Origin of the sequence: Desulfosporosinus shakirovi, from assembly GCF_020595055.1 — a bacterium.
Classification (GTDB): domain Bacteria; phylum Bacillota; class Desulfitobacteriia; order Desulfitobacteriales; family Desulfitobacteriaceae; genus Desulfosporosinus; species Desulfosporosinus shakirovi.
On sequence record NZ_JAJDOO010000014.1, the window covers coordinates 42144 to 67099 of the forward strand.

Below are 24956 nucleotides of genomic sequence, written 5' to 3' on the forward strand. Positions count from 1 at the left end.
GCCCTCCTCCATATATTACCTATTATATGATAATGACAATCCTTTGCAAGTGATTTTCTGGTAATTTAGCGGTTAAACACTTCAAATATCGCAAATTTTAAATAATCCGTTTCTTCACTGCCTAAAAGAACAGGATGATCAATGCCTGCACGCCTGAATTCAACGAGTCTTAATACTTTATGAGCATCTGCGGCAGCCTCTTGAAGCATACTTAAGAACCGTGCAGCACTTAAGTGGTAAGAACAAGATGCAGTTACCAAAATCCCTCCGTTACGGACCAATTTCATGCCTTGGAGATTGATCTCTTTATAACCGCGTATAGCCCCTTCAATAGATTGACGGTTTTTGGCAAATGCCGGCGGATCTAGAATTACAATGTCCCAGCTTTTTTTCTCATTTACTTGTTCTCTCAAATAATCGAAAGCATTAGCTGCCATAAATTCAGTACGATGCAGGAAGCCATTAAGCAATGCATTACTTTTAGCCATTTCAACGGCCTTTTCTGAAATGTCTACACAGGTGACCTTTTTAGCACCATAGAGACAGGAATGCAACATAAAAGAACCGGTATGAGAAAAACAATCTAATACTTCAGCACCATCCCAAAAAGGATTTTTTACAGCTTTCCCTTTAGCATCTACGGGAAGCGTGTCCCCTTCCACTTTAATGCCGTGCCTAGCGCCCCATCCCGTCATCAGTGGCTTCAAGGCTACTCTATTTTCTCGCTGATCAAAGAAATATCCTGTTTTTTGTCCCTCAGCTACATCCACCAAAATTCTCAGACCATTTTCAAAGACCGTAACCTTGGTATCAAATGGCTGATCAACGAAGCCTTCTCTTTCTTGTAGTCCTTCCAGCCTTCTTACCGGGACATCACTTCGTTCATAAATCCCACGTGGATTAAAGGTCTTAGTTAAGGCATCGTAGACCCACTGTCGACGTATCTCTACGCCTAGGGAAAGAATTTGCACGACCAAAACATCTTCATATTTGTCGATGATTAATCCAGGTAAAAAATCAGCTTCACCATGGACAACCCGACAAGATGTGGCATCCGAAACTAACCACTGTCTCCGCTTCCATGCTTGCTCAATTTTCTGGAGAAATAAATTTTGATCTACTTCAACTTCATTTGAATAAGTTATTACTCGTATGATAAGTTGGGAGAGCGGATTATAAAATCCCTGGGCCAAAAAATGTCCGACATGATTCACAATATGTATAACATCTCCGCCTTGAGGATTCCCCTCGATCTTTTCAATTTCACCGGGAAAAACCCAGGGATGCCCTTGCTCAAGTCTCTTTTTGCGATTCTTTTTGAGAAACGCTTTTGCAACCGTCATTTAGTTCCCTCGCTTTCAGTCTACCATTAATATGAGATTGACATCCTCCAAAATATACCTCGAAAATGAGAGAAAAGAAAGCTTTTGCTTCCTTTTCTCTCATTTTAATCTCAGAATGTCTAAACTTACGTTATAAACTTTCTAAACACAAGTGCAACTAAGGCCGCATTCTATTACCATCTCTGATAAGGATAAGGATAGGGATATGGGGAATAAGGATAAGCATACTGATACGGAACATAACGTGGTACAGCCGTAAAAGTACCTAAACCAAAACCCAAGGCAAAGGGAATAAGACCAAAGAACATAAGAGCAACTCCTTCCTGAATGAGATACAAGTCTCAATTCATTATATGGAATATTATACCTTTATGGTCACGAAAAAAGTCGTCCTTTACAGAAGGATGACTTTGAATTTAAAAAAATAATTACGAATTATGAGAGACGATCTCGGAGAACATCTACAATTTCATCAGCACTTCGTCCGGATGCATTAATTACTGGCAGTTTCAACGACCATTCAGGGGCTAGAATATTCGTTTCGTCCCCTTTTACAACAACTGCCCGAACGTTGTTTTTTAATGTTTGACCTTCCAAAGGGGTCGTTTTAAACCCTGCATTATGAAGAGCCTGAATTACATTACCAAGTCCATCTTCAACGGCAATCGTTGTATACATTTTTTCACCCTCCTCCAAATCATCTTTATCATCGTTCCCAATTCTTTTTGGGCCTATTCAATGTTTCAGTTAAAAATGATATATTTCTTCGAACCAAATCTGGTAGTCTATAGATAATAGATCATGTTCAATTTGTATTCTTGGGGATGGATCAGGAAATATTGCTTCGATCGAGCAGCTTACTAAACCCTGTGTCTTGATGGACATGTGGATATTATTTTTATGCGGTGGTGTTCTCTGTAATATGATTGAATATCTTTGGTTTGATTGTTGTACTCCTTTTAGCTGCAATTTTTTAGGAAGTTTGGCCATTGGTAAAAATTCGTCGGTCTGCACTTCAAAAGGATGTTCACTTTCTATCCTGATCCGTGTCAAGTATGGTTCCCTCGAATAATTTAAAATTAATGATATGTCAAGAATCCTCTGTCCATCGTTAATAGTCTCTGCAATAGAAGCTCCAACATTAATTGGCGGTTTTTCATTTTGTATGGGGATGTAAAGACTCTTTCCATCCTCTACGCTTAAATCTTTTACGACGCTTCTGGGCAAACGTTCGTCAGAGAAAATGTGAACCTTCCCCTCGTTGCTTCCTGACCATTCCTCTTGGACGACGACTGTTTGAGGGTAAGATCTGGTGTAAACAGGAACTAAGCCAAGTGATAGAATTACTAAAGCAGTAACAACTAGTGCCGGCTTTCTTGAAAGAACCAACAGTTTTTTCAAGAGACGGGTCTTGGTGATCACAACGTGCAGCAACGCTAGAAAAAATGGAATCAGCAATACACTGTAAATCCCAAGGAAAACTAAGAAATAGTTATGTATTGCTTGATAATAACTAATCCATTGTTGGGAATTAAGAAGTTCATAGTGCATCCAAATAAGGAAATAAGGGCCTATTAAAACCAAAATAATGTTAGGGAAAAAGAACTGGATGTTTAGGCACAACAACCAAAATACAAACGGAAATGCCAGGTCAATCCGAGTTAATGCTAAGACTAAACTAATTCCTAAAATCACTACTGCTCCAGTAACCCAATAGAGTTCGGAATCCCGCACTAAAGGAAGCTTATACAGCCAACTTGCTATAATTAAGAAAACCCCTAGCGCAATTCCCAGACGGGCAACTATAAAAAGCAGGGGATATGCGTAGTTCAATAGTTGCACTTCTTTAATCAATCCCCATAGTGCTTCACCCATTCCACTTGTAATAACTACAATCAGACTTAGCAACAACGAGATTCCTAACACTCCTAAAACCTTTTTCCATTCAAACTTTTTCAGGTTCCTTTTCTTATGATACTTTATTAACATTAGAACAGTCACCAAGAATGTAAGACAAGTAACTATACGTATCACATAATTAGGGAGAATAATTACATGCTTTCCGAGCTGGAAAGGCAGATATAATTCATCCCATTCATTTGGGCCAATCGTGCTCATTTTTACATTAGTTAGCAAACGATGCGCAAAATCTCCAATCTTCTGAATCTCTTCCAGCGAAACTCGGTCAATACCGTCCTCCGGTCGGTGAAAATACCCCTCGGGCCGACCATAAATACCTAATCCCAAAGCAGGAATATTCTGATCGAGAAACGGACTGTAGTCGCTTACTCCCCCTTGAGCGCTTTCACGTGTCATTATAATAAAATCCCGACTAAGGTGAAAAGGCATGCTGCTTTCACCAGCTAATGCTGTAACTTGCTTGATTAACTCTGGAGGGGTTGATTTTTTTCCTGCAACATCAATTTCCATAGGGAGTCCTATCATATCTAGATTGAGCATCCATCGAACGGCTGATAAATCTGCTTGAGACGTATAGAATTGCGATCCAACTAGTCCATACTCTTCTGCTCCGAAGAAAACAAGTTGATAGGTTTCTTCGTGGGGCTCTTGACTAAGAACTCTGGCAAGTTCCAATAAAACTCCTACGCCCGAAGCATTGTCCACTGCTCCGAGGGCATTGAATGTTGCAGAATCATAATGAGCACCGACAATGATGGTATCGGGACGTGTTCCTGTTAATTCGGCAATTATATTTTGGCTGTTAATTAATTCGACCTGTTGTTCCTTTTGTAGAACAGAAGCCTCACGCAGGACGACTTTACTAAAGGGTTGATCGCGTACCTTCCAACCGTTTTGCCTTAACACATAATCAATATATTGAGCTGCTTTCACTTCTGCCTTGCTTCCGGCCGGCCGCGGTCCGATTTTCTGCACAAGATACTTTACATGTTCAAACGCATTTTCGGCCGAAAATCCTGAGATTGAAGCCTTGAGAATCGGAGTAGTATTAGATTTTGAAGAAACTAACCACGTAATCGTAACTAAGCCGAAAACAAGCATTAATGTGATCAAAATAACTTTAGAAATCTTCATACCCCATGCCCCTTCAAAGTTCAAACTTACTTTGCCAATTCTTATGAAAAACTTCTTATGGTTATGCCTACAATAGTTTTATCCTTAAGAAGGTATATGATATAATGTAGCTACAATAATTACTTGGGAGAAGTATGCGCATGTCAAAACGGATTTCCGTAATTTCGATTTCTATTCTGCTGTTTTTTAGCATGTTATTCTTAAATGGCTGTAACATTAAAGTTCCAGAGTTTTTTCCTGAAGAGGTCCCAGTTTCTAATCTGCCTCCTGATGCACTGTTTATTGACAAAGATGCCATCTATAATCGAACTCTTGCACTTATTGAATCCGCCCAGACATCAATCTATGTTGAGCAGGCGGTGTTTGATGATCCTAATCTTATCCAGCTTCTCCTCACAAAATCACGTTCAGGTATTGATGTTCGCGTCCTTCTGGATCAATGGCAAAAAGCCAATCGCATAACTTTGGATCAACTGAAAAGTCAAAATGTTTCAGTTCAGTTTTATCCAGCCCAAAAAGGACAATATAATCACACTAAATATCTAATTGTTGACCAAACAAGAGCCCTTATTTATGGTCCTGCTTGGACAGAGAATGGTCTTCAAGCACACGACCTAGCTGTGGAGCTTTCTGGAAGATCAGCATGGAAAGCTGCGACTGTATTTTCAAGGGATTGGGAATTTACCACTACTTTTCCCTTAGATGTCCCAAAGACATCCACTCTGCCAGAAGATAACATTGTTTTAGCCACTAATACTAATGTCAGACAGCAACTTATAGAACATATATCCTCAAGTACAAAATCCATATGGATAGAAAGCACAGAAGTTACTGAGCCTGATCTGAAACAAGCCTTAATAGATGCAACCGTAAAAGGGTGTGACGTTCGCCTTATACTTGATCAATCACTAACTGCTAAAACACCCGTTACCCTGGAAGAACTGTCATCTAATGGGGTGAAAATTCGTTATTATCCCAGCCAACCGCCATTAGGAATGAACTTAGCAATATTTGATAATACTTCATTTATTCTAAGCAGTTCAGGTTGGACTCGCTATTCATTCACCGCTAACCATGAATTTTCCGTTACAGTTCCTTCCCCTGTTGCATCGAACAAATTGATGACCATGTTTACCCAAGATTGGGAAAAAAGTACTGAGTAAGTGAATGCTCTGGACATTCACTGATATCAATTGCTAAAACATAATTACAGGGACAGGCACTTAAAATGCCTGTCCCTGTAATTATGTTTCTAACCCTAAACTATTCAATTTCGTCTAAGTGCTGACAATCTCCAAGGATACATGGAATCCATTTTTCTCCTTTGACCTCTAAAATATTCAGTGCCGTGTTATGTTGCCAGGGTGTTTTTGCCCATTCATGAACCTCAAATCCCAGTGCTTTTGTTACTAGCAACTTGAGGGTTAATCCGTGGGTTACAATGCAAACGGTTTCTCCCTTATGAATTTGTGCGATCTGTTGTAAAAAATCCCATGCTCTTTTTTGTACAAGTTCCATATTTTCTCCGCCAGGTGCAGTGACAAGATGAGGTTCTGAGTCCCATTGCTTAAAGATGTCCGGATAGGTTTCTCGTAATTCCTGCCAGACACACCCTTCCCACTCTCCAAATGAAAACTCACGAAGTGCAGGACTTGACGATAGTTTTCCAAGTCCGAGTTCACTGCGAATCTCCTCAGCCGTGTTAATCGCTCGGAGAGAATCGCTGGAATAGATATGTTGGATTTCCTCGCCTCTTAACCTTATTGCTAAAGAGCGAGCTTGAAGTATCCCCTTTTCGGTAAGTGGAGAATCTAAACTTCCTTGGACTCGCCCCTCAATGTTCCATAATGTCTGACCATGGCGCGTTAGAATGATCCGTGTCATAAATACACTCCTCAAAAAAATAGCCAGCGCCAAGACTTTGTCCCAGCGGTAGCCTTAGTTGCACTGATATGCTTTTAACTCTAGAATTAAAAGGGTAGGGAATAGCCCCTACCCTTCCCCAACTTGCCGTAAGACTCCAGGTTTCTGACCCTGCTCTCGCAGGTGGGTGCTTAGTCTAAACTTTCCAACTTCCCTTATTCTTGAGAATACGGGCTTGTTGTAATCGTCCAGCATTTAGCTCCCTAGTCACATAATAGGATCAAAACCATGGTAGTCAATACGCACCAGCTAGGATATGTTCATATTATACCACTACTGTTACAAAAAATCTCTAGCAAATCCTTGGAAATTATCGTTTTCGTATTTTGTCCTCAATTTCCGCTAAACGATCTTGCAGTAAAGCAATAGCCATTTCTTGATTACGCACACGACGCTTCAGATGATCGACTAACTGTAAAAGTTCTCCAACGTCTTCTGTCATTGATTCAAACACTCTTCCGGAATGAGGCGTTTCTTCTTTATCCAAGTTTTCTGAACCTTGCGATTCTGATGATAATGCATCTGTCGAGTTTTCATCAATGTCTTGAGCTGCCAATAAATACTTAAAACGAGCATATCTTGAGTTACGTCCAGGCTGAACTTCAATGACACCATCCTCTGCTAAAGCCTGAATAGCTCGCTTTAAAGTAACACTTGCAGCACCTGTTTCACGTTGAATATCTGAATATGCTAATTCAAAATCCTTGCCTTGATACATAGTAGAAATCTTCTCGAAAAATTCAACAAATTTTCGATGAGTTTTTTCTTTTAATCTCAATGCTAGTCCATCCTTCCATAACCAAAATAAAATAACTTAAAAACATTAATATTATATCAAATTTATGGAAAAAATCTATACTGAATATTGTTAATATTTAAATTTAATCAAACTAATTACAATTAAAATTATCAATCTCCATATAGCCTTTGAATAACCTCGTCTGACAATCCAAAGGTGTATTCTTCAGATGGAAAAGTACTTAGTTTAACTTCTTTGTGAAATTGTTGTATTGCTCGTACACTATCTAACCTTAACTCGGCATATTGTTTAACAAATTTAGGTGTAAATCGTTTAAAAAGACCAAGAATGTCATGGAATACCAAGACTTGCCCATTACAATCAGACCCCGCCCCTATTCCAATGGTCGGTATCCTCAGTCCGGTAGAAATTTGTGCGGCGACTTGCCTGGGTATCGCTTCAAGAACAATCATAAAAGCACCCGCCTGCTCCAAAGCTTGACCATCTTTAACCAACTGGACAGCGCTATCGAGGTCTCTCCCTTGTACTTTATAACCACCAAGCTGATTAGCGGTTTGAGGGGTTAAGCCAATATGTCCAACTACCGGTATTCCTGCACGAGTCAGGGTTTGAACAATAGGTACAATGTCCATGCCTCCCTCTAACTTAACGGCATCCGATCCGCCTTCTTTAATAAGCCTCCCCGCATTAACGATTGCCAGATCAATAGTCGCGTAGCTCATAAATGGCATATCAGTAACTATAAACGTCTGTGATGCTCCCCTGCGAACTGCTTTAGTATGATGAAGCATTTCTTCCATTGTTACTGGAACTGTTGAGTCATATCCTAGTACGACCATTCCTAAAGAATCTCCTACTAAAATCATATCGACCCCAGCTTCTTCGACGAACTGAGCAGAAGGGTAATCATAGGCAGTTAACATGCTAATTTTCTCTCCAGCCTGTTTCATTTTGTCAAAATCAGGAATCATCTTTCTCATTACATTTCCTCCCTATGATCATTCTCTAATGAACAATTTTCTTTTAGTCATACTTTCTAAAATTTTGGCATACGTAGTTAATAAAGAAAACTAGGCTAGCGCCAAGACTTTAGTCGCTGGCGATCGTGTTAATTGCCCAAGGCTGGCCAAGTTTCCCTGCAACCCACAATCGAACATAGATGTTGAGTTTTGTGACCGCCAAGTTATACTTTCTTACGAGTACAAGCAAAGGAGGGATAAACCTATGTCAAAATCCTTTCAAATCAGCTTAATTCTCAAAGGAATTCTCGTAGCGTCTGTCTTAGCCATAGTATTCTCTCTGGTATTCGGTGCTCTGCTCTCCTACACATCACTCCCCGAATCTAATTTGTCAATCAATATTATCTTTGGTACAAGTGTCTTTATTGCTGCCTTTATCACGGCCTTCCAAGCAGGCACAAGGGGGTTGTACTATGGATTGTCTATTGGCATAGGATTTATTCTTTTAGTGCTGATCCTATCCTCCGTTTTCTGGTCGAACACTCCGTCTTGGCTAAAAATGTTTGAGAAAACTATCGTGGCACTAGTTTCTGGTGGAGTGGGCGGAATCATCGGAGTGATCATCCCCCAACCATAATTTACTATTCAGAAAACCGAGCTTTGAGATAAGAGGGAAATCCCGCAGTGAGATTTCCCTCTTATTATTTATTATAATTTTCTACTTTTATCTGAAAAATCCTGCAATTTCCTAAATCTAATTTTAAAAACTATTACTTTTCATTTTCCCCGTAAGGCTATACAATAATTCAAAAAGCTTGCGGAGGAGGAAATATCTATGTGCATAGAAAAAACCCCGTGGGAACAGGTCATAGAATTTCACGGGCATACGTGCCCCGGAATAGCCTTAGGTTATCGATTGGCCCAAATTGCTAATCGAGAATTGGAGATTTCCGCTGCACTCGATTCAGGGATCTCAGTTACAGCTTATACACATTCTTGCGCACTCGACGCCTTTCAAATAATAAACCGGGCAACATACGGACGTAAAAACTTGCTTGTTGACGAAAAAAAACTTCATGTTTACCACTTTCAAAATGTGGATATGTCAAAAAAAATACTGATCACAGTCCATTCAGAAATATTAGAACAGATCGCAGACGCTGAAGAACCTCTAAGTCCACGTGAAATACAAACCAAAAATTTAGAAGCTATCCGAATTATTTTAGGTATAGAAGAGTCATCCTTTTGTAAAATACAGAATGTACTAATCACGTAATGTAATTTGAATCCTTAAAAAGCTCAAGTTGTTATAATTCTTTAGGGACTTCCTCCGTCTTTTTATTTCTCCATATTCTCCAAACAAGAAGCACCAACGCAATTCCTACGGCCACCATACTGCTCCATTGGGCTGCTGTCCAGTTGAATAAAAACCTTGGGCTGTCTCCTCTCAGACTTTCCAAAACGAACCTTGTCAGGTTATACAAAAACATATATAACAAAAAGATCATGCCCGACGGCCATTTTCTTAATTTTAGAATCACAAGAAGCGCAAAAATAATTATGTCAACTTGCCCTTCCCACACTTCTGCCGGCCATAGCGGTTGATCTCCAAATGTGTTTCGAGCAATGGTGCCGACGGGGTAAAGAATTCCAAAATCTCCTCCTGTAGGACCTCCAAAAGCGTCACCGTTCATTAGATTAGCATTTCTACCGATGGACTGGGCCAATATAAGCCCAGGAGCCGCAATATCAGCTAATTCCCAGAAGGATAATTTTTTTCGCCAAACGTAAATCGCACCGGCTAATAATGCCCCGACCACGCCCCCTTGAATCGAAAGTCCGCCATGCCAGATCGCCAAGATTTCACCAGGATATTTACTATAAAATCCCCAATCGAAAAAAAACACTTGCCAGAAGCGGGCACCTATTATACCAGAAATAAGTAATATGGGCGCTAAGTCCATAAATAAGTCTATGTATTCCGGGTGTCCTTCCGCTTTAGCAAAATACAGGGTAACCCCTACTCCAATAATGAAAGCTAAAGCAAATATCGTCCCATAGGCCCTAATAGGAAAATCTCCAATGAAAAACCAATATTGATGCATTATATCCTCCCTCAGCTGAAAACCATGTATTTTGATTTTACAAACGCTTTGCCTCTATTATTTTCCTTAAGTATAACTTGATCGTAATATACTTTTTAATAAGTTCCTTCTCGCAATCACAGAACCTTACCATTTATGGCAGAGTATTAACCCATGGTCATCTATGTAAAAAGTCTCGGCATCATAATTAAGCTACCACCATTCTCTTCGGCATGGCACCAGCCAAGTTTTTCTAATACATTATAGCTTGAATAAGAAATGATCTCAAGTTTCTCCAACACTTTTCCTAAAGTATTATGATTTTAAAAGACAGACCAGATACCAAAGTAACCGTCTGTCTTTTAAAATTATAAACTATTTAGTTTGGCATAAAATGGATCGTGTTTATTTCCACGGGGGATTTCTGCATTACGTTCTGCTTTTCCGGTTGGCTTTTGAACTCTTTGGAAATAGTCGGAGTGTTTCTTCTTAGCCGATCCCGCATCAGAATACAAAGTAATAACTAAGGCAGCAATTACAATTAGTGCAACTAACCATTGGAACAACATTTCACAACACCTCCCTTATTATTTTATGTCCTTCAGCGCGATTGTCAAGTGTTTTTAATTCCATGTTGCTGTCAAACGATCACCTGGACGTAACACTGTTGTAAACTCCGCTGGTTGTCCATTGACAATTAGGGTTAATGTGGAACCAGGAGGCACCTCATCTGAAAACTTAACATAGGGCAAAAGATCTGAAAGGATTGGCATTTGTTTATATCCCACTACCCATAGATCCATTCCATCTATAAGCAGTTCGTCTTCCTGCACTGGTCTGCCTTGTGAAGTTATGATAGTTTCTTGAGTTGGATATTCCATTTCCTTACCATTTATATAAAAAGTGATTGGATTAGGCTTAAGTTTTAGATCACCTATCCTTAGCTGGACTTTACGAACCTCGATACAATCTCCGTCATTAATGATTATGTTGCCCTCTGCCGTGTTCCCATTGACCAAAACCTCATGGTGTAAGTGAAACATACGAGTCTCTCCATTAATGCTAATTTCCATTTCTTCCTTTTCTTGATGGTTATAGCCTTTTTGTTTAAGGAGATTACTAAGGTCATCGTTGGCAATGTAAGAGATTTTGTTTCCATCAAGAATATGATCTGTTTCTAGAACCAGCTTATTATTGACAAAGACTTGGGGCGCATACCTCTCTTGCTCTCCATTCCAGAAAATCCATTTTGGATTTTGAACAGGCAAGATATCTTTAACCGATATCTGTGCATCTTTACCCCGTTCACCAGGGATGAAGATTATTTCATCTCCGGCTGTTAAGGATTGATCCAGTTTACCGGTTTTTCCATTAACCAACAATTCCGCTGAGCTGCCTAAAGTTCCCTTGATAACCTGCATTTCACCATTCCATTCAAAGGTCAATGCCGATCCAGGCTTACCAAAAAAAGAACGTGGCTGAATGCCTGCGGCAAGTAAAGCTTCTGCAACTGTCGTTAATTGTAAAGCGAAGATAGGAACAGGTGTACCGTTCACTGATACAGTATAATATTGAAGCCCATTTCCTTCAAGCGCTGCAATGCCAATTCCAATTGGGGTAATAGTTTCCGGCCCCTTTAAGCTTTTTTCTCCGTGTATTCCCCCTAACCGATCTCTCACCTGAATTCCAACTCTATTCTGAGGAATTCCTAAGGTCTCAGCCAAAAGTTCACAAAGCAATGGGGTTAAGCTTCCCCCTCCAATAAGTATAATAGCATGGGGAACACCATCATTCAGTTTTATAATTTCCTTAGAAATATTTTCCGCTAGCTTTCCAACGACGGATTGAATTAATTCCAGAACTTCAGATTGATCTACAACGACTTTGGCTCCAAGAAAATCCGTAAAACTTAACTGCTTTTTCTTCAGTATTTCTCTTTTTACTTTTTCACCCACTTTGAAATCTAACAAAAAATGCTTACAAATTTCCTCAGTGACCTCATCCCCTGCCATAGGAACCATCCCATAGGCGAAAAAGGACCCGCTTCGAGTTAGAGCTATATCCGCTGTCCCGGCTCCTACATCTACCAAAGCCAGATTATGACGTCTCATATTCGGTGGAATAGCAGCCTGACCCGCCGCAATCGGTTCCAGCGTCAGACTTGTCATTTCTAAGTCTACCCGTCCTAATACAGCCACTAAACCATCAACGACAGTCCGGGGCAGGAAGGTTGCAATTACGGATACCTTAGCCACTCTTCCCCGCTGTCCAATCAGATTCGCAATCTCTTCTCCCTCGTTCCAGCGAGCAATAGGGTTATATCCTACACAGTGATAACTTTGTAAGTCATCACCAGTTGATGATTGGAGTTGGCGCAAGGCTTGATGAACTGCTTCTATTTCCAAAGCTAATACATTCTCCCGCTCCCAGCGTACTGGAAGCAGTCCCTTATGTTCAGCAACTGCAACTTCTGTTCTTAACGCGCGGCCTGCAGCCGCCACGGCTACCTGTTTCAAGGGATAATCCAGTTTTTGTTCTAAGAGTGCCTTAACCTTTGCAACAGCTCGAGCTACTTCATCTACATCATGGACTTGACCATCATACATGGCACGTTGACGATGTTCAGTTTGGGCACTCGCTAAAATCTCATAACCTTGCTCGTCATTCTTAGTCATCACTAGTCCCATTACCATCCGTGTTCCAATATCCAACGCAAAAATCGGTTCCACTTTCTCACCTCTCTTTAACCTAAATTCGCCTTATGACGGCAAAATCCTTCTCGCTAATATTAATAGACCTATAACATTATGCGCCACACGATCAAGGTCGATAGCAAAATTTTTGCCATCGACCTTGATGATAAAGATAAACTGATTAATTAGGGACAGCTGCACCTATGATAACGGCAGGCATTTTTCCTGCCTTAGTGAACACAATTTATTGTGAAATTGCATCATGAGCGCAAAATGTACTGCGTCTTACCACACTCCTCAATTTCTTGTTTCCTAGTTTCATATCCCTTGCGACCCATTAAGGCATACGTCCCGTTTTTTCCTTCTTCAACTCCTGGTTGATCAAAAGCATTTATGTTTAATAGCTCACCCATATACGCCGTCTCCCACTCCAGCAAGAGCAACAATTGTCCAACGTTATAGGCGTCTAATCTGGACAGAATAATCTTTTGATGCTGCCGTCCCGCTAAAGTCAGTGCGTATTCGGTGGCTTTTTGTTCCGCGAATAACAATTCTTCTAAGGTGCGTCCCCCTAGAAAGTGAATATCTTCAGGCAACTCCGAGTCTAATGGAATCAATTGAGTGTCCATAAATTTCTCAACTGTCACAAAGGTCATTACTTTATCATTTGGCCCCTCAACATATAACTGCACTTGGGAATGCTGATCCGTTACTCCGAGCGCTTTGACTGGTGTCTGCCCTACATGCACTTCCTGTCCATGGCGATCAAATCGTTTTCCTAAGCTTTCCGCCCACAATTGGGCATACCAGTCCGCCATGGTTTTCAAGCCGTCAGCGTAAGGCATAAAAACTGACACAGTCTTTCCTTTTTGCAAAGAAAAATGAGCTAAAGCTACCCGCAGTTGCGCTGGATTAGAGAACACCCCTTGTGTTTCCCGAATCCACTGATCCATTCCTAGAGCGCCCTCCAAAAGCTGATCAATGTCAATTCCGCATACCGCTGCAGCAAGCAAGCCAACTGGAGTTAGCTCTGAGAATCTGCCACCGACTCCAGCTGGTATTATAAAGCGTTGAAACCCTTCTTTAATTGCAATTGGCAAGAGATTGCCTTTTGCTTTATCTGTCGTGACTACGATGTGTTCTGCATAGCTGTCTCCGCATACCTGACGCAATATATCCCGAACAATCAAAAACTGAGCCATAGTTTCTGACGTGTTGCCGGATTTCGAAATGACATTAAAAAGAGTTTTGCTGGGATCAATTATTTGAAACAATTCTTTAAATCGGACTGGATCTATATTGTCCACAACATACAAACGGGGTCGGCAACCGCGTTTCTCAGGAGGAAGCTCATTATAGTAGTAATGGTTTAAGGCTTGGTGTACTGCTAATGGTCCCAGCGCAGACCCCCCAATTCCTAAAACAACAAAGTTTTGAAATTTAGAGGCAGCTGTATCAGCATATTTAACGATTCCTGGGACTTGGGCTTTCATAGACACCAAAAGCTTCGAGAAATCTAACTCACCGGCCTCCCAACGCGACTGAAGTGAAGTTTGGGCTCTATCCAACTCAGTCTGAAGACTCTGCAATTCCGCCTTAGTAAATCCACTGGGATTTTGCAAGTTATTCATCATTCCTGTATAATCTATCCCTAGTCCTGACCGTACTTGATTTTCCATAAGCTCAACCTCATCTCTGCATTTGGGCTCGAATGCTAAATTGAAAGCTGATTTGCTAAATCATACAGTTCTCTGTTAAAAGGCGGCCTCTCTCCATAGGCTGCTTCGAGTGGTCTGGATATAACCTCTTGATTGACATAGCCTGTCATTCTATTAGTCTCGTTAGCCAAAATAATTTCAACCGCTTTCCCTCCCATAGCAGCCGCAATCACAGCATCCAAAGCGCTGGGGTTACCACCACGTTGCAGATGTCCCAGGATTGTTATACGAGTCTCAAACCCAGAACGAGAACGCAGTTCCTCACCGATTTTATACGCACTTCCTGCACCTTCTGAGATAATGATAATACTATGATTTTTTCCACGTTGATGACCGCGTTTTAACTTATCGCAAATCTCGTCTAAATCAAAGGGAATCTCAGGTACCAAGATGGTTTCGGCTCCACAGGCAATACCTGCCTGAAGTGCAATATTTCCGCAATCCCTGCCCATAACTTCCACAATAAATGTTCTTTCGTGGGAGGTCGCTGTATCTCTAATTTTACTTACGGCATCAATGACCGTGTTAGTTGCCGTATCGAACCCTATCGTTAGATCTGTCCCAGGGATATCATTGTCAATTGTTCCTGGAATCCCAACAATCCGAATTCCTTTTGCCAGTGTTTGAGCCCCTCTAAAAGACCCATCACCGCCGATCACTACTAAGGCGTCTATTTGATGCTTATGCAACTGATCTAAGGCCTTCTGCTGGCCTTCAGGTGTCATCATTTCTGCTGACCGAGCGGTTTTCAGTATCGTTCCACCGCGAAGCACAATATCTGCCACAGAGCCTATGCTCATTTCTTTAATTTCTCCGTGAATAAGCCCTTCATACCCTCGACTTATTCCATAAACCCTTAACCCGTGATAAATCCCTTTTCGGACGACTGCGCGAAGGGCTGCGTTCATTCCAGGAGCATCACCGCCACTCGTTAGTACCCCGATCCGTTGTATTACTCTCGACATTGCATCACCCCTTCTCATTATCTAGCTTTATGATGTTTTTTAGTCAGATCATCTATATCTTTTTAAGCTTCCGAGGGATTAAACGCATTTAATATGACTAGATATTTATTGATTAATTCTTCATCATTGATAAGCTTATTTTGTATCTTTTTATACGACATGATTACAGTATTATGATTACGATTAAAATAACTTCCTATTGTTGGGTAAGAAATATGGCAAAGCGTACGTATTAGATATATCGCCATCTCTCTTGCTTCGTTTACTTTTGGCTTGCGACTGGAACTTAATAATTCCTGAACAGAAACTCCCATCGTTTGACCAACCTTTTGAATAATGTTGGTCGGATCAGCTAAGTTGTGCTTTACGCTCTCTTTATTGTCCCAGTAAGTATGAAAACAGGTGAGACTTAATTCATCTTGCCACAATTCAGCGAATTGAATAAACTTCCCCACAGTGGTAATGGCATCTGATAAATTAGATGTTCTCTCTGCGATCGCGCTCAATACCGATTCATTCAGGAAAAGACGTTTTTCTCGAATATAGTCCTCTAAGAAGCGCTTTAATTCAATTTCCTGAGGTCGATCGACAAGTATGGCAACACCGCTCAAAAACCGTGATGCCAGCCGATCACCTAGGAAGTCTAAGGCTAACCGGTCTGCTTCCAAGGCAATCACCAACTTACCCCCATTTTCGATAATATACTCATAGGTATAATGGAGTTCCTCAATTGTTTTGACTTTTCCCGCTAAGCACTGAAGATCATCAATTAGCAACAGTCGAGCTGAGCGGTATCGTTCACGAAATTGATTGAGCTTTTTCTCTTGAGCTGCGTAGGCATACTGACGAGCAAAAGCCAAGGCATCCGTAATAAGCCTTCCATTCTCCGATTCACCTTGTCGATAAAGATGATACAATAAAGTTGATTTACCTACTCCTCTTGGTCCATAAATTAAACTAACATCAGGAGCTTTATGGAGCTGGAATTTCTTTACCATACGGTATGCTCGAAAGTTAAATTCACTTATAAACCAGTTCAAGCGGGCCTCTCCTTTTAGAATCTTATCTTAATTATTATCTCATAAAACTGCAGTAGAATTTAGACATAGATGTCGAAATATTTAGAAGTACCGATAAACAAACTTATGCACATTGAATAGACTACTTCCTAATACTATAATTTGCTTTCAAATTTCGACTGCTTCTGGTTTCAGACATTTGACTAGCCAAATAACGGTAGCTTGCATCAGCAGCAACCGTTAACGGTTTATTACGGCGGGTTAAAAGATAGAAACCTCGTTCAATATAAAAATCTTTGACGTTTGCCCATACTAGACCTTGTTTCTCACAAGATTCTAACGCATGTTTTGAAAGAAACGAATATCCTATACCGGAACGAACGGCATTTTTTACAGCTTCAGTACTTCCAACTTCTAAGGCTATGTTAAAATCATTCAAGTCTAACCCCTGTTTAGTGAGTGCTTCTTCGAAGGCTCGCCGATGCCCCGACCCTGTCTCTCGAATAATCATAGGGTCCTCCCTAAGAGATTCGAGTTCAATGCTTTGATTGGCACACAAGGGGTTATCACTTGAGATTACGAAACCCAGTTCATCCTTTAGCCAAAATTCAGAGGTTATTTTTTCCGTATCAAAAATTGCTCCAACCACGGCAAAATCAACTTCATGGGCAAGCACCTTTTCCGCCATTTCAAGACTGTCTCCAATGGATAATTTGAATTTAATTTCCGGATATTGTTTACGAAAGGCAGCTAAATAAATTGGCAGTAAATATTCTCCTGGAATGTGAGAAGCTCCGATATGGACTTTCCCACTCATAAGTTTCTCAGAATCACCAATTTCTCGCATAAGCTCTGACCATTCATCAAGCATATGCAAGGTATGTCTGTGAACTGTCTCCCCCTCTGGAGTAAGTGCAAATCCCTTTCCTTTACGATAAAGCAACTTGACTCCCAGTTTTTCTTCGAAAGCGCGTATTTGGTTGGAAACAGCAGGTTGACTGATTCCTAACTTTCGAGCAACCATCGTAAAACTCTGTTCCTCTACCACCTGAGCAAATAACCGCATCAAATCTAACATGGTACACCTCCATCCGTAATAGAACTCAGAATATGCAGAAAGAAGAGGGCATGGCCCTCCTCTTTCTGCATAGAATCACTCAAAACAATTCAATCTATACCTAAGCTTGAATTGTGACTTTCTTCATCCGTTGGTCTTCCAAAGGTTTATCTCCTCGATCTTTCGGAACACTGACGATCCGGTCGACTTCTTCCATACCTTCGATGACTTTACCGAAAGAGGCATATTGACCGTCTAAGTGGCTTGAAGCTTTGACAACAATAAAGAATTGAGAACTTGCGGAATTAGGAGCTGAGGTACGAGCCATTGAGATTACTCCGCGATCATGCATCAAATCATTTTTGACACCATTACCACTAAACTCGCCACGGATTGTTTTTTTGCTTCCGCCCATTCCTGTGCCATTAGGGTCTCCCCCTTGAATCATGAAACCTGGGATGCATCGATGGAAAATGAGGCCATCATAAAAGCCTTCAGAAACGAGAGTTATAAAATTCTCAACAGTTTCCGGCGCAATAGCTGGATAAAGTTCAATTTTAATCGTATTATTGTTTTCCATTTCAATGATTACTATGGGGTTTTGTTTAGCTTCTTGATCCTGATTCGTTTCATTTGTCACCCGTGTGACCTCCTTTATGTTTTAGGTTTTTATCCATAGTATTATACCACTGGATTCTGACTTTCCCTAATCTATGGGAAATATTTTTTAAACAGGTTCAGTTCATACGAACGACTTTCCCTGCTTCGTTTTTACACTGTAGAGATAGATTAAGAATACGATAATAGCTAGGACAATTCCACTCCGTGCCAAGTAATGGTGCAAGATATGAGTTATTCTTTGCCAGTGTACGCCAAGAATTCGTCCCAGCGTAATAAATGTTAAGGCCCAAAGAAAAGCTCCAATCCCAGCCAATACTGTATAACGTCCAAAATGAAGCTTACTCATTCCAGAAAAATAAGCTGTAAAATGGCGAAATCCAGGAAAGAAATATCCAATTACAATTAGCCTGTCTCCATAACACTGAAACCAATGTTCAGCTCTGACGATTTTCTTTTCATTAAGATGAAGATAAGGTGCAACTTTGTGCAAGAAGGGAATTCCCAATCTCCTTCCAATCCAATAGCTTAAGTTCATTCCTAAGAAACTGCCCAAGGTAGCAACCATTAGGGTTGTCCCAAAATCCATTCGCCCTAAAGACGTTTGAAAGCCACTGAAGGTCATAAGGAATTCATCCGGTACAGGAACACCGACCAAACCGCAAGTGAGTAAAATGAATAAGCCAATATACTTAAAGTGATAGATTATATCTATTAAATATTGTTCTAGCCCTTGCATGCCCTTCCTTCCTGCCTTCCTCAATAACCCTATCACCCTTAGTTGCACATTAGGGCATAGTCTGAAATATAAACTTAAAACATCGACTTAATATTATATATTCTACTTTAATAGTCCAAAATCCTTTATTTATTACTCAAAAACAGATACCTATTCTAGCATCTGTTTTTGAGCTGGTGAATAATTCTTATCTGACGCCATTTTCTTCATTTTTAGATACCAGACGACGGCTTACTATTCCGTTCGCAGATTCATAGATGTATTTCTTATTATCCACTACGGTCTCAAGGGCTACTGATTTCCCCCAGAGAAATTGAACGAGAGACAAGGTTTTTTCGAGATACATAATATCCAGATCCATTCCTTCATGACAGTGTTTAATCAGCAATCCTCCCTTACCTTCATAGTCTCCTTCAATAACAACAATTCGAGGATGCCCTCCATTAACCAATTGTTTCACTAGATTATCCCGGACTTTCTCCCATTCATTTTCTGTAACCTGCCAATGAGCACCCACTTTACGAAAATTAAATAAATTTAATTCTTCGACCAATTCACCACTAAGATGATTGCGAATGAATGAAAGGTCGTTTTCAGTCTCGCGCAGGTCAAATAGTTCATTATCGGATTTAGTTTTTGCCAAGTATTCCCATATCTTCACTCCCAAGTAATAAGGATTTAATCCCAATCGAGAAGGCTGAACAACTTGACTGTGCATAATCGCAAATTCTAGGGTTTCTGCATCAGTTAGATTGAGCTCTCGCATAATCCTGGCATGCCAGAAGGTGGCCCAACCTTCATTAATAATTTTAGTTTCGATCTGAGGAAAGAAATACAGTGACTCTTCACGAACAATGCTGACAATGTCCTTTTGCCATTCTTCCAGGCCGGGTGCAAACCTAATAATATACAGCAACAAATCTTCAAATTCCTGCTGGGGCAGGACTCCACATTCATCTGCTAACAGGTCTCCCCATAAATCTTCGTACGGTAACGAGACTGTATTCTTTCGAGTCTTCTTTTGCTGATCCCATTTCCCTAGTCCTTGAACGGCTTCTCCACTGCAAGTTCCGGCGCAGGATTTACCTTGACAAACATGCCCTTCACCTTTTTCACGTCTATCTCTCTTAAGTCCATTTTCAGATTTTTTTATGGGTCCGATGTGAGCTCTATAATCGACATGTTCTTGAATAGCCAAGACTGCATCCATGATTTGTTCCACTTTGTCACGTCCGTAATTGGTTTCATATTCGTGAATTCTGTCGGCATGGGCACCCATGCGTTCAACCATATCTTTAGGCGTACGGGAGAAATAATGATTATTTTTAAAGAAATCAACATGAGCATAGACATGCCCAATGACGAGTTTGTTTTGAATTAAACGATTTCCCTCTAACAAGAAAGCATAGGCAGGGTTGGTATTTATGACCAATTCATAAATTCGACTTAGATTTAAATCATATTGCATCTTCATCTTATAGAAGGCCTTACCGAAGCTCCAATGTGTAAAACGTACCGGCATTCCATAGGCTCCAAATGTATACAATGCCTCTGCCGGAACTATTTCAAAATTTACCGGATAGAAATCAAGTCCCATGTCACGGGCCACCTGCGCGATATCTTGAGCTATATTAGTTAGGGCTCGCATCTCACTGTCCATGACTCCCCCCCTTACATACTCCTATTCAATAACGTTCTTTCACTTTTAGGAGAAAACTGTTTTGAGTGCATCATATACTTCATTGCGATCCCTTATGGTTACCAAACGCAACTTAGGATCGGCTATGCGCTTTAAGGTTGACATTAATGTACTGGAGTAATGTGTTCTTAAGATCTCTCCGTAGCCAACAATTTGGCTCACTTCGACTAGGTTTTTCATTAGAGCCAATGCCCTGGAATTATCCGATCCAATATTATCGCCATCCGTAAAATGAACAGGATAAATATTATAATGAGCTGGGGGATAATCCTTTTCAATGATATCTAAAGCATATTTATAAACCGATGAACAACGAGTACCTCCACTTTCTCCACGTGTAAAAAATTCCTCCTCTGTAACTTCTTTTGCCTCAGTATGGTGTGCCAGGAAACGCATCTCTACATTTTCATATTTTAAACGCAGAAAACGCACCATCCAGAAAAAAAAGGTTCTGGAAATATACTTTTCAAATTGACCCATTGAGCCTGATGTATCCATCATCGCCAAGATAACCGCGTTAGTCTCAAAATTAGGTCGAGTCTCCCAAGTCTTGAAACGCAAGTCTTCCTGAGATATTCTTAGTTTAGCTTCCTTATTCAGCTTCTTTTTCTTTGAAAAGGCCTGTCTTTTGATACTTTCAAGCAATGTACGTTTCTTATCCACATTAGCCATTAGCCCTTTCTTACGTACATCATTGAATTCGGGACGATCATGGGCAATAAGAGGTCTCTTTTTATCATCTAAATTAGGTAACTTTAATTCTTCAAAAAGAATGCTTGCCAGATCCTCATACGTAACTTCCGCTTCATAAATATCTTGGCCAGGTTCTTCACCTGCTCCGCTTCCTTTACCTTTACCAGGCTGTTCCCTTCCAATAATATCACCGGGAGCCATTTTTTTGTTCCCTTGTCCGGTATGATTTTGCTTATTAAAATCATACCGAAAGCGAAATTCTTCAAGAGAGCGCATGGGAATCTTTGTACTTTTTTTACCATCCGTTAAGATGATGCTTTCATCAACAATTAAGTCCCCCATTTGTTGCTTAATGACTTCTTCAACCTTTTCCTTATGCCTTGATTGGTCAAGATGTCCTTTGCGATGCAAAGTCCAGTCATCACGGCTTACGATGATGTCATCCGCCATACTAAATCCCTGTCCTCTCTATCGGTTAAGGAGGGCCCCAACATACTTCACTATCTCGTTAGCACAGATTGGGCAGTATCCATGCTCTTTGACAAGTCGATCCATAACATTGTTGATTCTTCTCAATTGCTCCTGATCAGGATGCGCGACAGAGGTTGTGATCTTGACAATATCCTTAAGATCTGCAAACAATTTTTTCTCAATCGCTTCTTTTAAACGTTCATGCGATTCATATCCGAAGGTTTTTCCTTTTCGAGCATACATTGAAATTCGAATCAGTATTTCTTCTCGGAAGGTTTTCTTGGCATTTTCTGAAACCCCTATTTGTTCTTCAATGCTTCGCATAAGTTGTTCGTCAGGTGATAATTCTTCACCTGTTATTGAATCATAAATTTTTGTAGAATTACAGAATGCTTCTACATTATCCAAATAATTATTTAAGAGTGACTTCGCAGATTCTTCGTAAGCATAGACGAATGCCTTCTGTACTTCTTTCTTAGCCATTTCGTCATATTCCCGTCTCGCAACTGAAATCAGATTTAGAAGATTCTCTTTTTCCTCCTTCATGATCGATGTATGCTGAGATAAACCGTCCTTTAAAGCTCTCAAGATATCTAGTGCATTAATGCATTTATGCTCATCTCGAATTAAGGCTGTCGAAATTCGGTTGATAACATAACGCGGATCAACGCCATTCATGCCTTCGCCCAGTTCTTCTCCCTCCATAGTTAATTCTTTAATGTCCTTTTGATTAAATCCTTCCACATCTTCTCCATCATAAATACGCAACTTCTTCACCAGATCCATGCCTTGCTTTTTCGAAGGCTTTAGCCGTGAAAGTACACTAAAGACTGAGGTTGCCCAAAGACTGTGCGGAGCCATGTGTAAATTTCTAATGTCACTTTGACTTATTAATTTTTCATAAATCTTAACTTCATCACTAACTCGCAGATTATAAGGAATATGCATAACAATAATTCTGGATTGCAGCGCCTCATTCTTCTTATTCCCAATAAAAGCCCGATATTCATTTTCGTTTGTATGTGCGATTACCAACTCATCTGCTGAAATTAAAGCAAAGCGCCCTGCTTTAAAATTTCCTTCTTGAGAGAGACTTAAAAGATTCCAGAGAAACTTTTCATCTGATTTAAGCATTTCCTGGAATTCCATTAGACCTCTGTTTGCCTTGTTCAGCTCTCCATCAAAACGATAAGCGCGAGGATCGGATTCTGATCCATATTCCGTGATAGAAGAAAAGTCAATACTGCCGGTTAGGTCTGCAATATCTTGAGACTTAGGGTCTGATGGGGTAAACGTTCCAACTCCAACCCGTTGCTCTTCTGAAAATAATATTCTTTTTACCGGAAAGCGTTCTGTTTCACCAACAAACTCCTCATCCAAACGCAAGCGGCATACGGGGCATAAATTTCCTTCGATACGAATCCCGTACGTATCTTCAAATTGTTGACGTAAAGATACCGGCAACAAATGCAGGGGATCTTCATGCATAGGACATCCATCAATGGCATAAACTGCTCCTTCCTCAGTTCTTGTATAGTCTTCAAGTCCTCTTTTCAATAGGCTGACAATTGTTGATTTCCCGCCACTTACTGGTCCCATTAAAAGTAAGATCCGTTTGCGGACATCTAACCGCTTGGCTGCACTATGAAAATACTCTTCAATCAGCCTCTCCAAAGTCTTATCCAACCCAAAAAGCTCTTTGTCAAAAAAACTGTACTTTTTCGAATCCCCAATTGTTTCAACTCCGGCCGCTTTGATCATCTCATAGATTCGAGCATGGGCATGCAGCGCCAATTTAGAGTTTTTAGTAACCATTTGCAAATAATCAGCAAAAGTGCCACTCCAAGCCAGTGCAGCCTCTACTTCGCGATATTCTCGCAACCATTTAATGACTTCCATAGTAGCCCTCCCTTCTCTAACAACAGCAAGACTTGTCGGGATAATACTTAAGTATATGCCCAGTCGACGAAGATAAGTCATTGAAATCATTTGTGTATGATCATGAAAAAAACACCTCCTAAGAGATGTTTTTAAAACTCAATTCCTTGACGTGACATAATACCTTTCTCATAGGGATGTTTCTTGAGCACCATTTCTGTTACTAAATCCACTTTTTCAATCATGCTCTCTGAAGCATTTCGGCCAGTCAAGATCAATTCTACATGAGACGGTTTCTTGGTCAACAGTTCCATAACTTCACTTTCTGGAATCAGGTCAAACCAAATTGCATTAAGAATCTCATCCAGAATGACAATATCCCAATTCCCTGAGAGGAGAATTTCTTGCGCTCTAGAGAAAGCTTTTTTCGCTTCAACGATGTTCTCTTCGATATTTTCTCCCTTGTGAACCCATCCTGCTCCCCCATAGTGTTCAAGTTGACATTCAGGACTTAAACGTTTTATGCCATCTAACTCACCGTAACCATCGTTTCCTTTCATAAATTGAATGATGAAAACCCGAAAACCATGGCCAACAGCCCGTAACGCCAAGCCAAATGCTGCTGTTGTTTTCCCTTTACCATTCCCAGTATATATTTGGATCAATCCTTGAGAAAGATTTGACATTATTGCACCTTCCGTATCCATTTTTCGAGTTGTGGATGGATATAAACAACATTAGGAGAAATAAGGATTTCTGGAAAACGCTCCACTGATTGACGATTAAAAGCTATGGAAAAAAACAACTTAATTGATGACTTCTCATCAGTTGCTCTTAGCTCTACTTTGTCAGGATACAGATAATATGAGTAGTTCCCATCTCGCCAAGAGACCTCTAGCTCCCCAATTTTTATACATATCTTACTAAATTCCTCAACCTTAACATAGGATACACTAGCAAACGCTTGCTTAAGCCGTTCTGCTTCTATCGCAACCTGTCCAACTCTGAATTGAGATTCTAAGAGTTGCTCAACGATAAGTCGAGCTGGAATAGAAATATCTTCAAAAATCCTTCGCTCGCTTCTTATCTCAACAAGGAGTTGCTCAAATTTCTGGACATGGATCGAACGAACCTGATTAGCCTTCTTTAAGGCCTTTTCAAAGGTGTGATACACATCTTCCAAGCACTCGAGAAGTATCGAATCTTCCTCTCGCATGTCGATTATCCCCCCCGTCTCCTTTTAGCAGCAACTTATATATTGTTATTCTAACTGAATTCCGATA

At 40.4% G+C, this 24956-nt stretch carries 24 protein-coding genes and 1 other RNA gene; 3 read left to right on the forward strand and 22 right to left on the reverse strand.

The genetic code is table 11. From position 1 onward, the window contains the following. Nucleotides 1-65: 65 nt before the first annotated feature. From LJE72_RS13585 to LJE72_RS13595, 4 genes are all read right to left on the reverse strand, one after another. Nucleotides 66-1343 (reverse strand): class I SAM-dependent rRNA methyltransferase, encoded by a 1278-nt coding sequence (locus LJE72_RS13585; RefSeq protein WP_229248171.1) that lies wholly within the window; start codon nt 1341-1343, stop codon nt 66-68. 173 nt (nt 1344-1516) lie between these two features. After that, nucleotides 1517-1651 carry a hypothetical protein gene (locus tag LJE72_RS26275; RefSeq protein WP_282437905.1) on the reverse strand — a complete coding sequence of 45 codons (135 nt, stop codon included), beginning with the start codon at nt 1649-1651 and terminating at the stop codon, nt 1517-1519. A gap of 127 nt (nt 1652-1778) precedes the next feature. After that, nucleotides 1779-2021, reverse strand: a complete 243-nt coding sequence (locus tag LJE72_RS13590; RefSeq protein ID WP_229248172.1) for a YkuS family protein — start codon at nt 2019-2021, stop codon at nt 1779-1781. Between the two features lie 69 nt (nt 2022-2090). Beyond that, nucleotides 2091-4397 (reverse strand): M28 family metallopeptidase, encoded by a 2307-nt coding sequence (locus LJE72_RS13595; RefSeq protein WP_229248173.1) that lies wholly within the window; start codon nt 4395-4397, stop codon nt 2091-2093. Nucleotides 4398-4537: 140 nt separating this feature from the next. Between LJE72_RS13595 and LJE72_RS13600 the strand changes: the two genes are divergently transcribed. Then, nucleotides 4538-5560: a phospholipase D-like domain-containing protein gene (locus LJE72_RS13600; protein ID WP_229248174.1), complete on the forward strand. Its 1023-nt coding sequence runs from the start codon at nt 4538-4540 to the stop codon at nt 5558-5560. 100 nt (nt 5561-5660) lie between these two features. Here LJE72_RS13600 and LJE72_RS13605 read toward each other — a convergent pair whose 3' ends face one another. The 4 genes from LJE72_RS13605 to panB form a co-directional block, all read right to left on the reverse strand. Further along, the gene (locus LJE72_RS13605) at nt 5661-6281 is read right to left on the reverse strand and encodes a histidine phosphatase family protein (protein WP_229248175.1); all 621 of its coding nucleotides are present in this window, start codon (nt 6279-6281) and stop codon (nt 5661-5663) included. Between the two features lie 111 nt (nt 6282-6392). Then, nucleotides 6393-6579: non-coding RNA, 6S RNA (ssrS, locus tag LJE72_RS13610), on the reverse strand. A 51-nt stretch (nt 6580-6630) separates the two neighbouring features. Continuing rightward, the gene (locus tag LJE72_RS13615; protein ID WP_229248177.1) at nt 6631-7098 is read right to left on the reverse strand and encodes an IclR family transcriptional regulator; all 468 of its coding nucleotides are present in this window, start codon (nt 7096-7098) and stop codon (nt 6631-6633) included. A 131-nt stretch (nt 7099-7229) separates the two neighbouring features. Then, nucleotides 7230-8060, reverse strand: coding sequence for a 3-methyl-2-oxobutanoate hydroxymethyltransferase (gene panB, locus LJE72_RS13620; protein ID WP_229248178.1), 831 nt, complete (start codon nt 8058-8060; stop codon nt 7230-7232). A 244-nt stretch (nt 8061-8304) separates the two neighbouring features. On the opposite strand from panB, the gene LJE72_RS13625 reads away from it, so the two are divergent. Both LJE72_RS13625 and LJE72_RS13630 read left to right on the forward strand, forming a co-directional pair. Beyond that, entirely contained in the window at nt 8305-8676 is a 372-nt protein-coding gene (locus tag LJE72_RS13625) for a TIGR04086 family membrane protein (RefSeq protein ID WP_229248179.1), read from the forward strand. Between the two features lie 198 nt (nt 8677-8874). After that, nucleotides 8875-9315, forward strand: coding sequence for a formylmethanofuran dehydrogenase subunit E family protein (locus LJE72_RS13630; RefSeq protein WP_229248180.1), 441 nt, complete (start codon nt 8875-8877; stop codon nt 9313-9315). A gap of 31 nt (nt 9316-9346) precedes the next feature. Here LJE72_RS13630 and lgt read toward each other — a convergent pair whose 3' ends face one another. The 14 genes from lgt to LJE72_RS13700 form a co-directional block, all read right to left on the reverse strand. Continuing rightward, nucleotides 9347-10144 (reverse strand): prolipoprotein diacylglyceryl transferase, encoded by a 798-nt coding sequence (lgt, locus tag LJE72_RS13635; RefSeq protein ID WP_229248181.1) that lies wholly within the window; start codon nt 10142-10144, stop codon nt 9347-9349. 347 nt (nt 10145-10491) lie between these two features. Next, nucleotides 10492-10692, reverse strand: coding sequence for a hypothetical protein (locus tag LJE72_RS13640; protein ID WP_229248182.1), 201 nt, complete (start codon nt 10690-10692; stop codon nt 10492-10494). Nucleotides 10693-10746: 54 nt separating this feature from the next. Next, nucleotides 10747-12852, reverse strand: a complete 2106-nt coding sequence (locus tag LJE72_RS13645; protein WP_229248183.1) for a cell division FtsA domain-containing protein — start codon at nt 12850-12852, stop codon at nt 10747-10749. A gap of 224 nt (nt 12853-13076) precedes the next feature. After that, nucleotides 13077-14495 (reverse strand): glucose-6-phosphate isomerase, encoded by a 1419-nt coding sequence (locus tag LJE72_RS13650; RefSeq protein ID WP_229248185.1) that lies wholly within the window; start codon nt 14493-14495, stop codon nt 13077-13079. Nucleotides 14496-14530: 35 nt separating this feature from the next. Continuing rightward, a complete protein-coding gene (pfkA, locus tag LJE72_RS13655; RefSeq protein WP_229248186.1) occupies nt 14531-15499 on the reverse strand; it encodes a 6-phosphofructokinase in 969 nt (322 codons plus the stop codon). Between the two features lie 62 nt (nt 15500-15561). Then, the gene (locus tag LJE72_RS13660) at nt 15562-16539 is read right to left on the reverse strand and encodes a helix-turn-helix domain-containing protein (protein WP_229248187.1); all 978 of its coding nucleotides are present in this window, start codon (nt 16537-16539) and stop codon (nt 15562-15564) included. 121 nt (nt 16540-16660) lie between these two features. Beyond that, nucleotides 16661-17596, reverse strand: a complete 936-nt coding sequence (locus tag LJE72_RS13665; protein ID WP_229248188.1) for a selenium metabolism-associated LysR family transcriptional regulator — start codon at nt 17594-17596, stop codon at nt 16661-16663. A 100-nt stretch (nt 17597-17696) separates the two neighbouring features. Continuing rightward, nucleotides 17697-18215: a peptidylprolyl isomerase gene (locus tag LJE72_RS13670; protein WP_229248192.1), complete on the reverse strand. Its 519-nt coding sequence runs from the start codon at nt 18213-18215 to the stop codon at nt 17697-17699. Between the two features lie 102 nt (nt 18216-18317). Continuing rightward, nucleotides 18318-18932, reverse strand: coding sequence for a DedA family protein (locus tag LJE72_RS13675; protein ID WP_229248193.1), 615 nt, complete (start codon nt 18930-18932; stop codon nt 18318-18320). A gap of 187 nt (nt 18933-19119) precedes the next feature. Continuing rightward, a complete protein-coding gene (locus tag LJE72_RS13680) occupies nt 19120-20592 on the reverse strand; it encodes a SpoVR family protein (RefSeq protein WP_229248194.1) in 1473 nt (490 codons plus the stop codon). A 45-nt stretch (nt 20593-20637) separates the two neighbouring features. Next, the gene (yhbH, locus tag LJE72_RS13685) at nt 20638-21774 is read right to left on the reverse strand and encodes a sporulation protein YhbH (RefSeq protein ID WP_229248195.1); all 1137 of its coding nucleotides are present in this window, start codon (nt 21772-21774) and stop codon (nt 20638-20640) included. 18 nt (nt 21775-21792) lie between these two features. Beyond that, a complete protein-coding gene (locus LJE72_RS13690; RefSeq protein WP_229248196.1) occupies nt 21793-23694 on the reverse strand; it encodes a PrkA family serine protein kinase in 1902 nt (633 codons plus the stop codon). A 131-nt stretch (nt 23695-23825) separates the two neighbouring features. Beyond that, a complete protein-coding gene (gene cobO / locus LJE72_RS13695) occupies nt 23826-24359 on the reverse strand; it encodes a cob(I)yrinic acid a,c-diamide adenosyltransferase (protein WP_229248197.1) in 534 nt (177 codons plus the stop codon). Then, nucleotides 24359-24889: a hypothetical protein gene (locus LJE72_RS13700; protein WP_229248198.1), complete on the reverse strand. Its 531-nt coding sequence runs from the start codon at nt 24887-24889 to the stop codon at nt 24359-24361. Before LJE72_RS13700 ends, cobO begins: the two co-directional genes overlap by 1 nt. Between the last annotated feature and the right edge of the window lie 67 nt (nt 24890-24956).

Excerpts from the sequence above, each read along its gene's own strand:
- LJE72_RS13585 (WP_229248171.1), bottom strand. The coding sequence starts at position 1,343 with ATGACGGTTGCAAAAGCGTTTCTCAAAAAGAATCGCAAAAAGAGACTT.
- LJE72_RS26275 (WP_282437905.1), bottom strand. The coding sequence starts at position 1,651 with ATGTTCTTTGGTCTTATTCCCTTTGCCTTGGGTTTTGGTTTAGGTACT.
- LJE72_RS13590 (WP_229248172.1), bottom strand. The coding sequence starts at position 2,021 with ATGTATACAACGATTGCCGTTGAAGATGGACTTGGTAATGTAATTCAG.
- LJE72_RS13595 (WP_229248173.1), bottom strand. The coding sequence starts at position 4,397 with ATGAAGATTTCTAAAGTTATTTTGATCACATTAATGCTTGTTTTCGGC.
- LJE72_RS13600 (WP_229248174.1), top strand. The coding sequence starts at position 4,538 with ATGTCAAAACGGATTTCCGTAATTTCGATTTCTATTCTGCTGTTTTTT.
- LJE72_RS13605 (WP_229248175.1), bottom strand. The coding sequence starts at position 6,281 with ATGACACGGATCATTCTAACGCGCCATGGTCAGACATTATGGAACATT.
- panB (WP_229248178.1), bottom strand. The coding sequence starts at position 8,060 with ATGAGAAAGATGATTCCTGATTTTGACAAAATGAAACAGGCTGGAGAG.
- LJE72_RS13625 (WP_229248179.1), top strand. The coding sequence starts at position 8,305 with ATGTCAAAATCCTTTCAAATCAGCTTAATTCTCAAAGGAATTCTCGTA.
- LJE72_RS13630 (WP_229248180.1), top strand. The coding sequence starts at position 8,875 with ATGTGCATAGAAAAAACCCCGTGGGAACAGGTCATAGAATTTCACGGG.
- lgt (WP_229248181.1), bottom strand. The coding sequence starts at position 10,144 with ATGCATCAATATTGGTTTTTCATTGGAGATTTTCCTATTAGGGCCTAT.
- LJE72_RS13640 (WP_229248182.1), bottom strand. The coding sequence starts at position 10,692 with ATGTTGTTCCAATGGTTAGTTGCACTAATTGTAATTGCTGCCTTAGTT.
- LJE72_RS13650 (WP_229248185.1), bottom strand. The coding sequence starts at position 14,495 with ATGGAAAATCAAGTACGGTCAGGACTAGGGATAGATTATACAGGAATG.
- pfkA (WP_229248186.1), bottom strand. The coding sequence starts at position 15,499 with ATGTCGAGAGTAATACAACGGATCGGGGTACTAACGAGTGGCGGTGAT.
- LJE72_RS13665 (WP_229248188.1), bottom strand. The coding sequence starts at position 17,596 with ATGTTAGATTTGATGCGGTTATTTGCTCAGGTGGTAGAGGAACAGAGT.
- LJE72_RS13675 (WP_229248193.1), bottom strand. The coding sequence starts at position 18,932 with ATGCAAGGGCTAGAACAATATTTAATAGATATAATCTATCACTTTAAG.
- LJE72_RS13680 (WP_229248194.1), bottom strand. The coding sequence starts at position 20,592 with ATGGACAGTGAGATGCGAGCCCTAACTAATATAGCTCAAGATATCGCG.
- yhbH (WP_229248195.1), bottom strand. The coding sequence starts at position 21,774 with ATGGCGGATGACATCATCGTAAGCCGTGATGACTGGACTTTGCATCGC.
- LJE72_RS13690 (WP_229248196.1), bottom strand. The coding sequence starts at position 23,694 with ATGGAAGTCATTAAATGGTTGCGAGAATATCGCGAAGTAGAGGCTGCA.
- cobO (WP_229248197.1), bottom strand. The coding sequence starts at position 24,359 with ATGTCAAATCTTTCTCAAGGATTGATCCAAATATATACTGGGAATGGT.
- LJE72_RS13700 (WP_229248198.1), bottom strand. The coding sequence starts at position 24,889 with ATGCGAGAGGAAGATTCGATACTTCTCGAGTGCTTGGAAGATGTGTAT.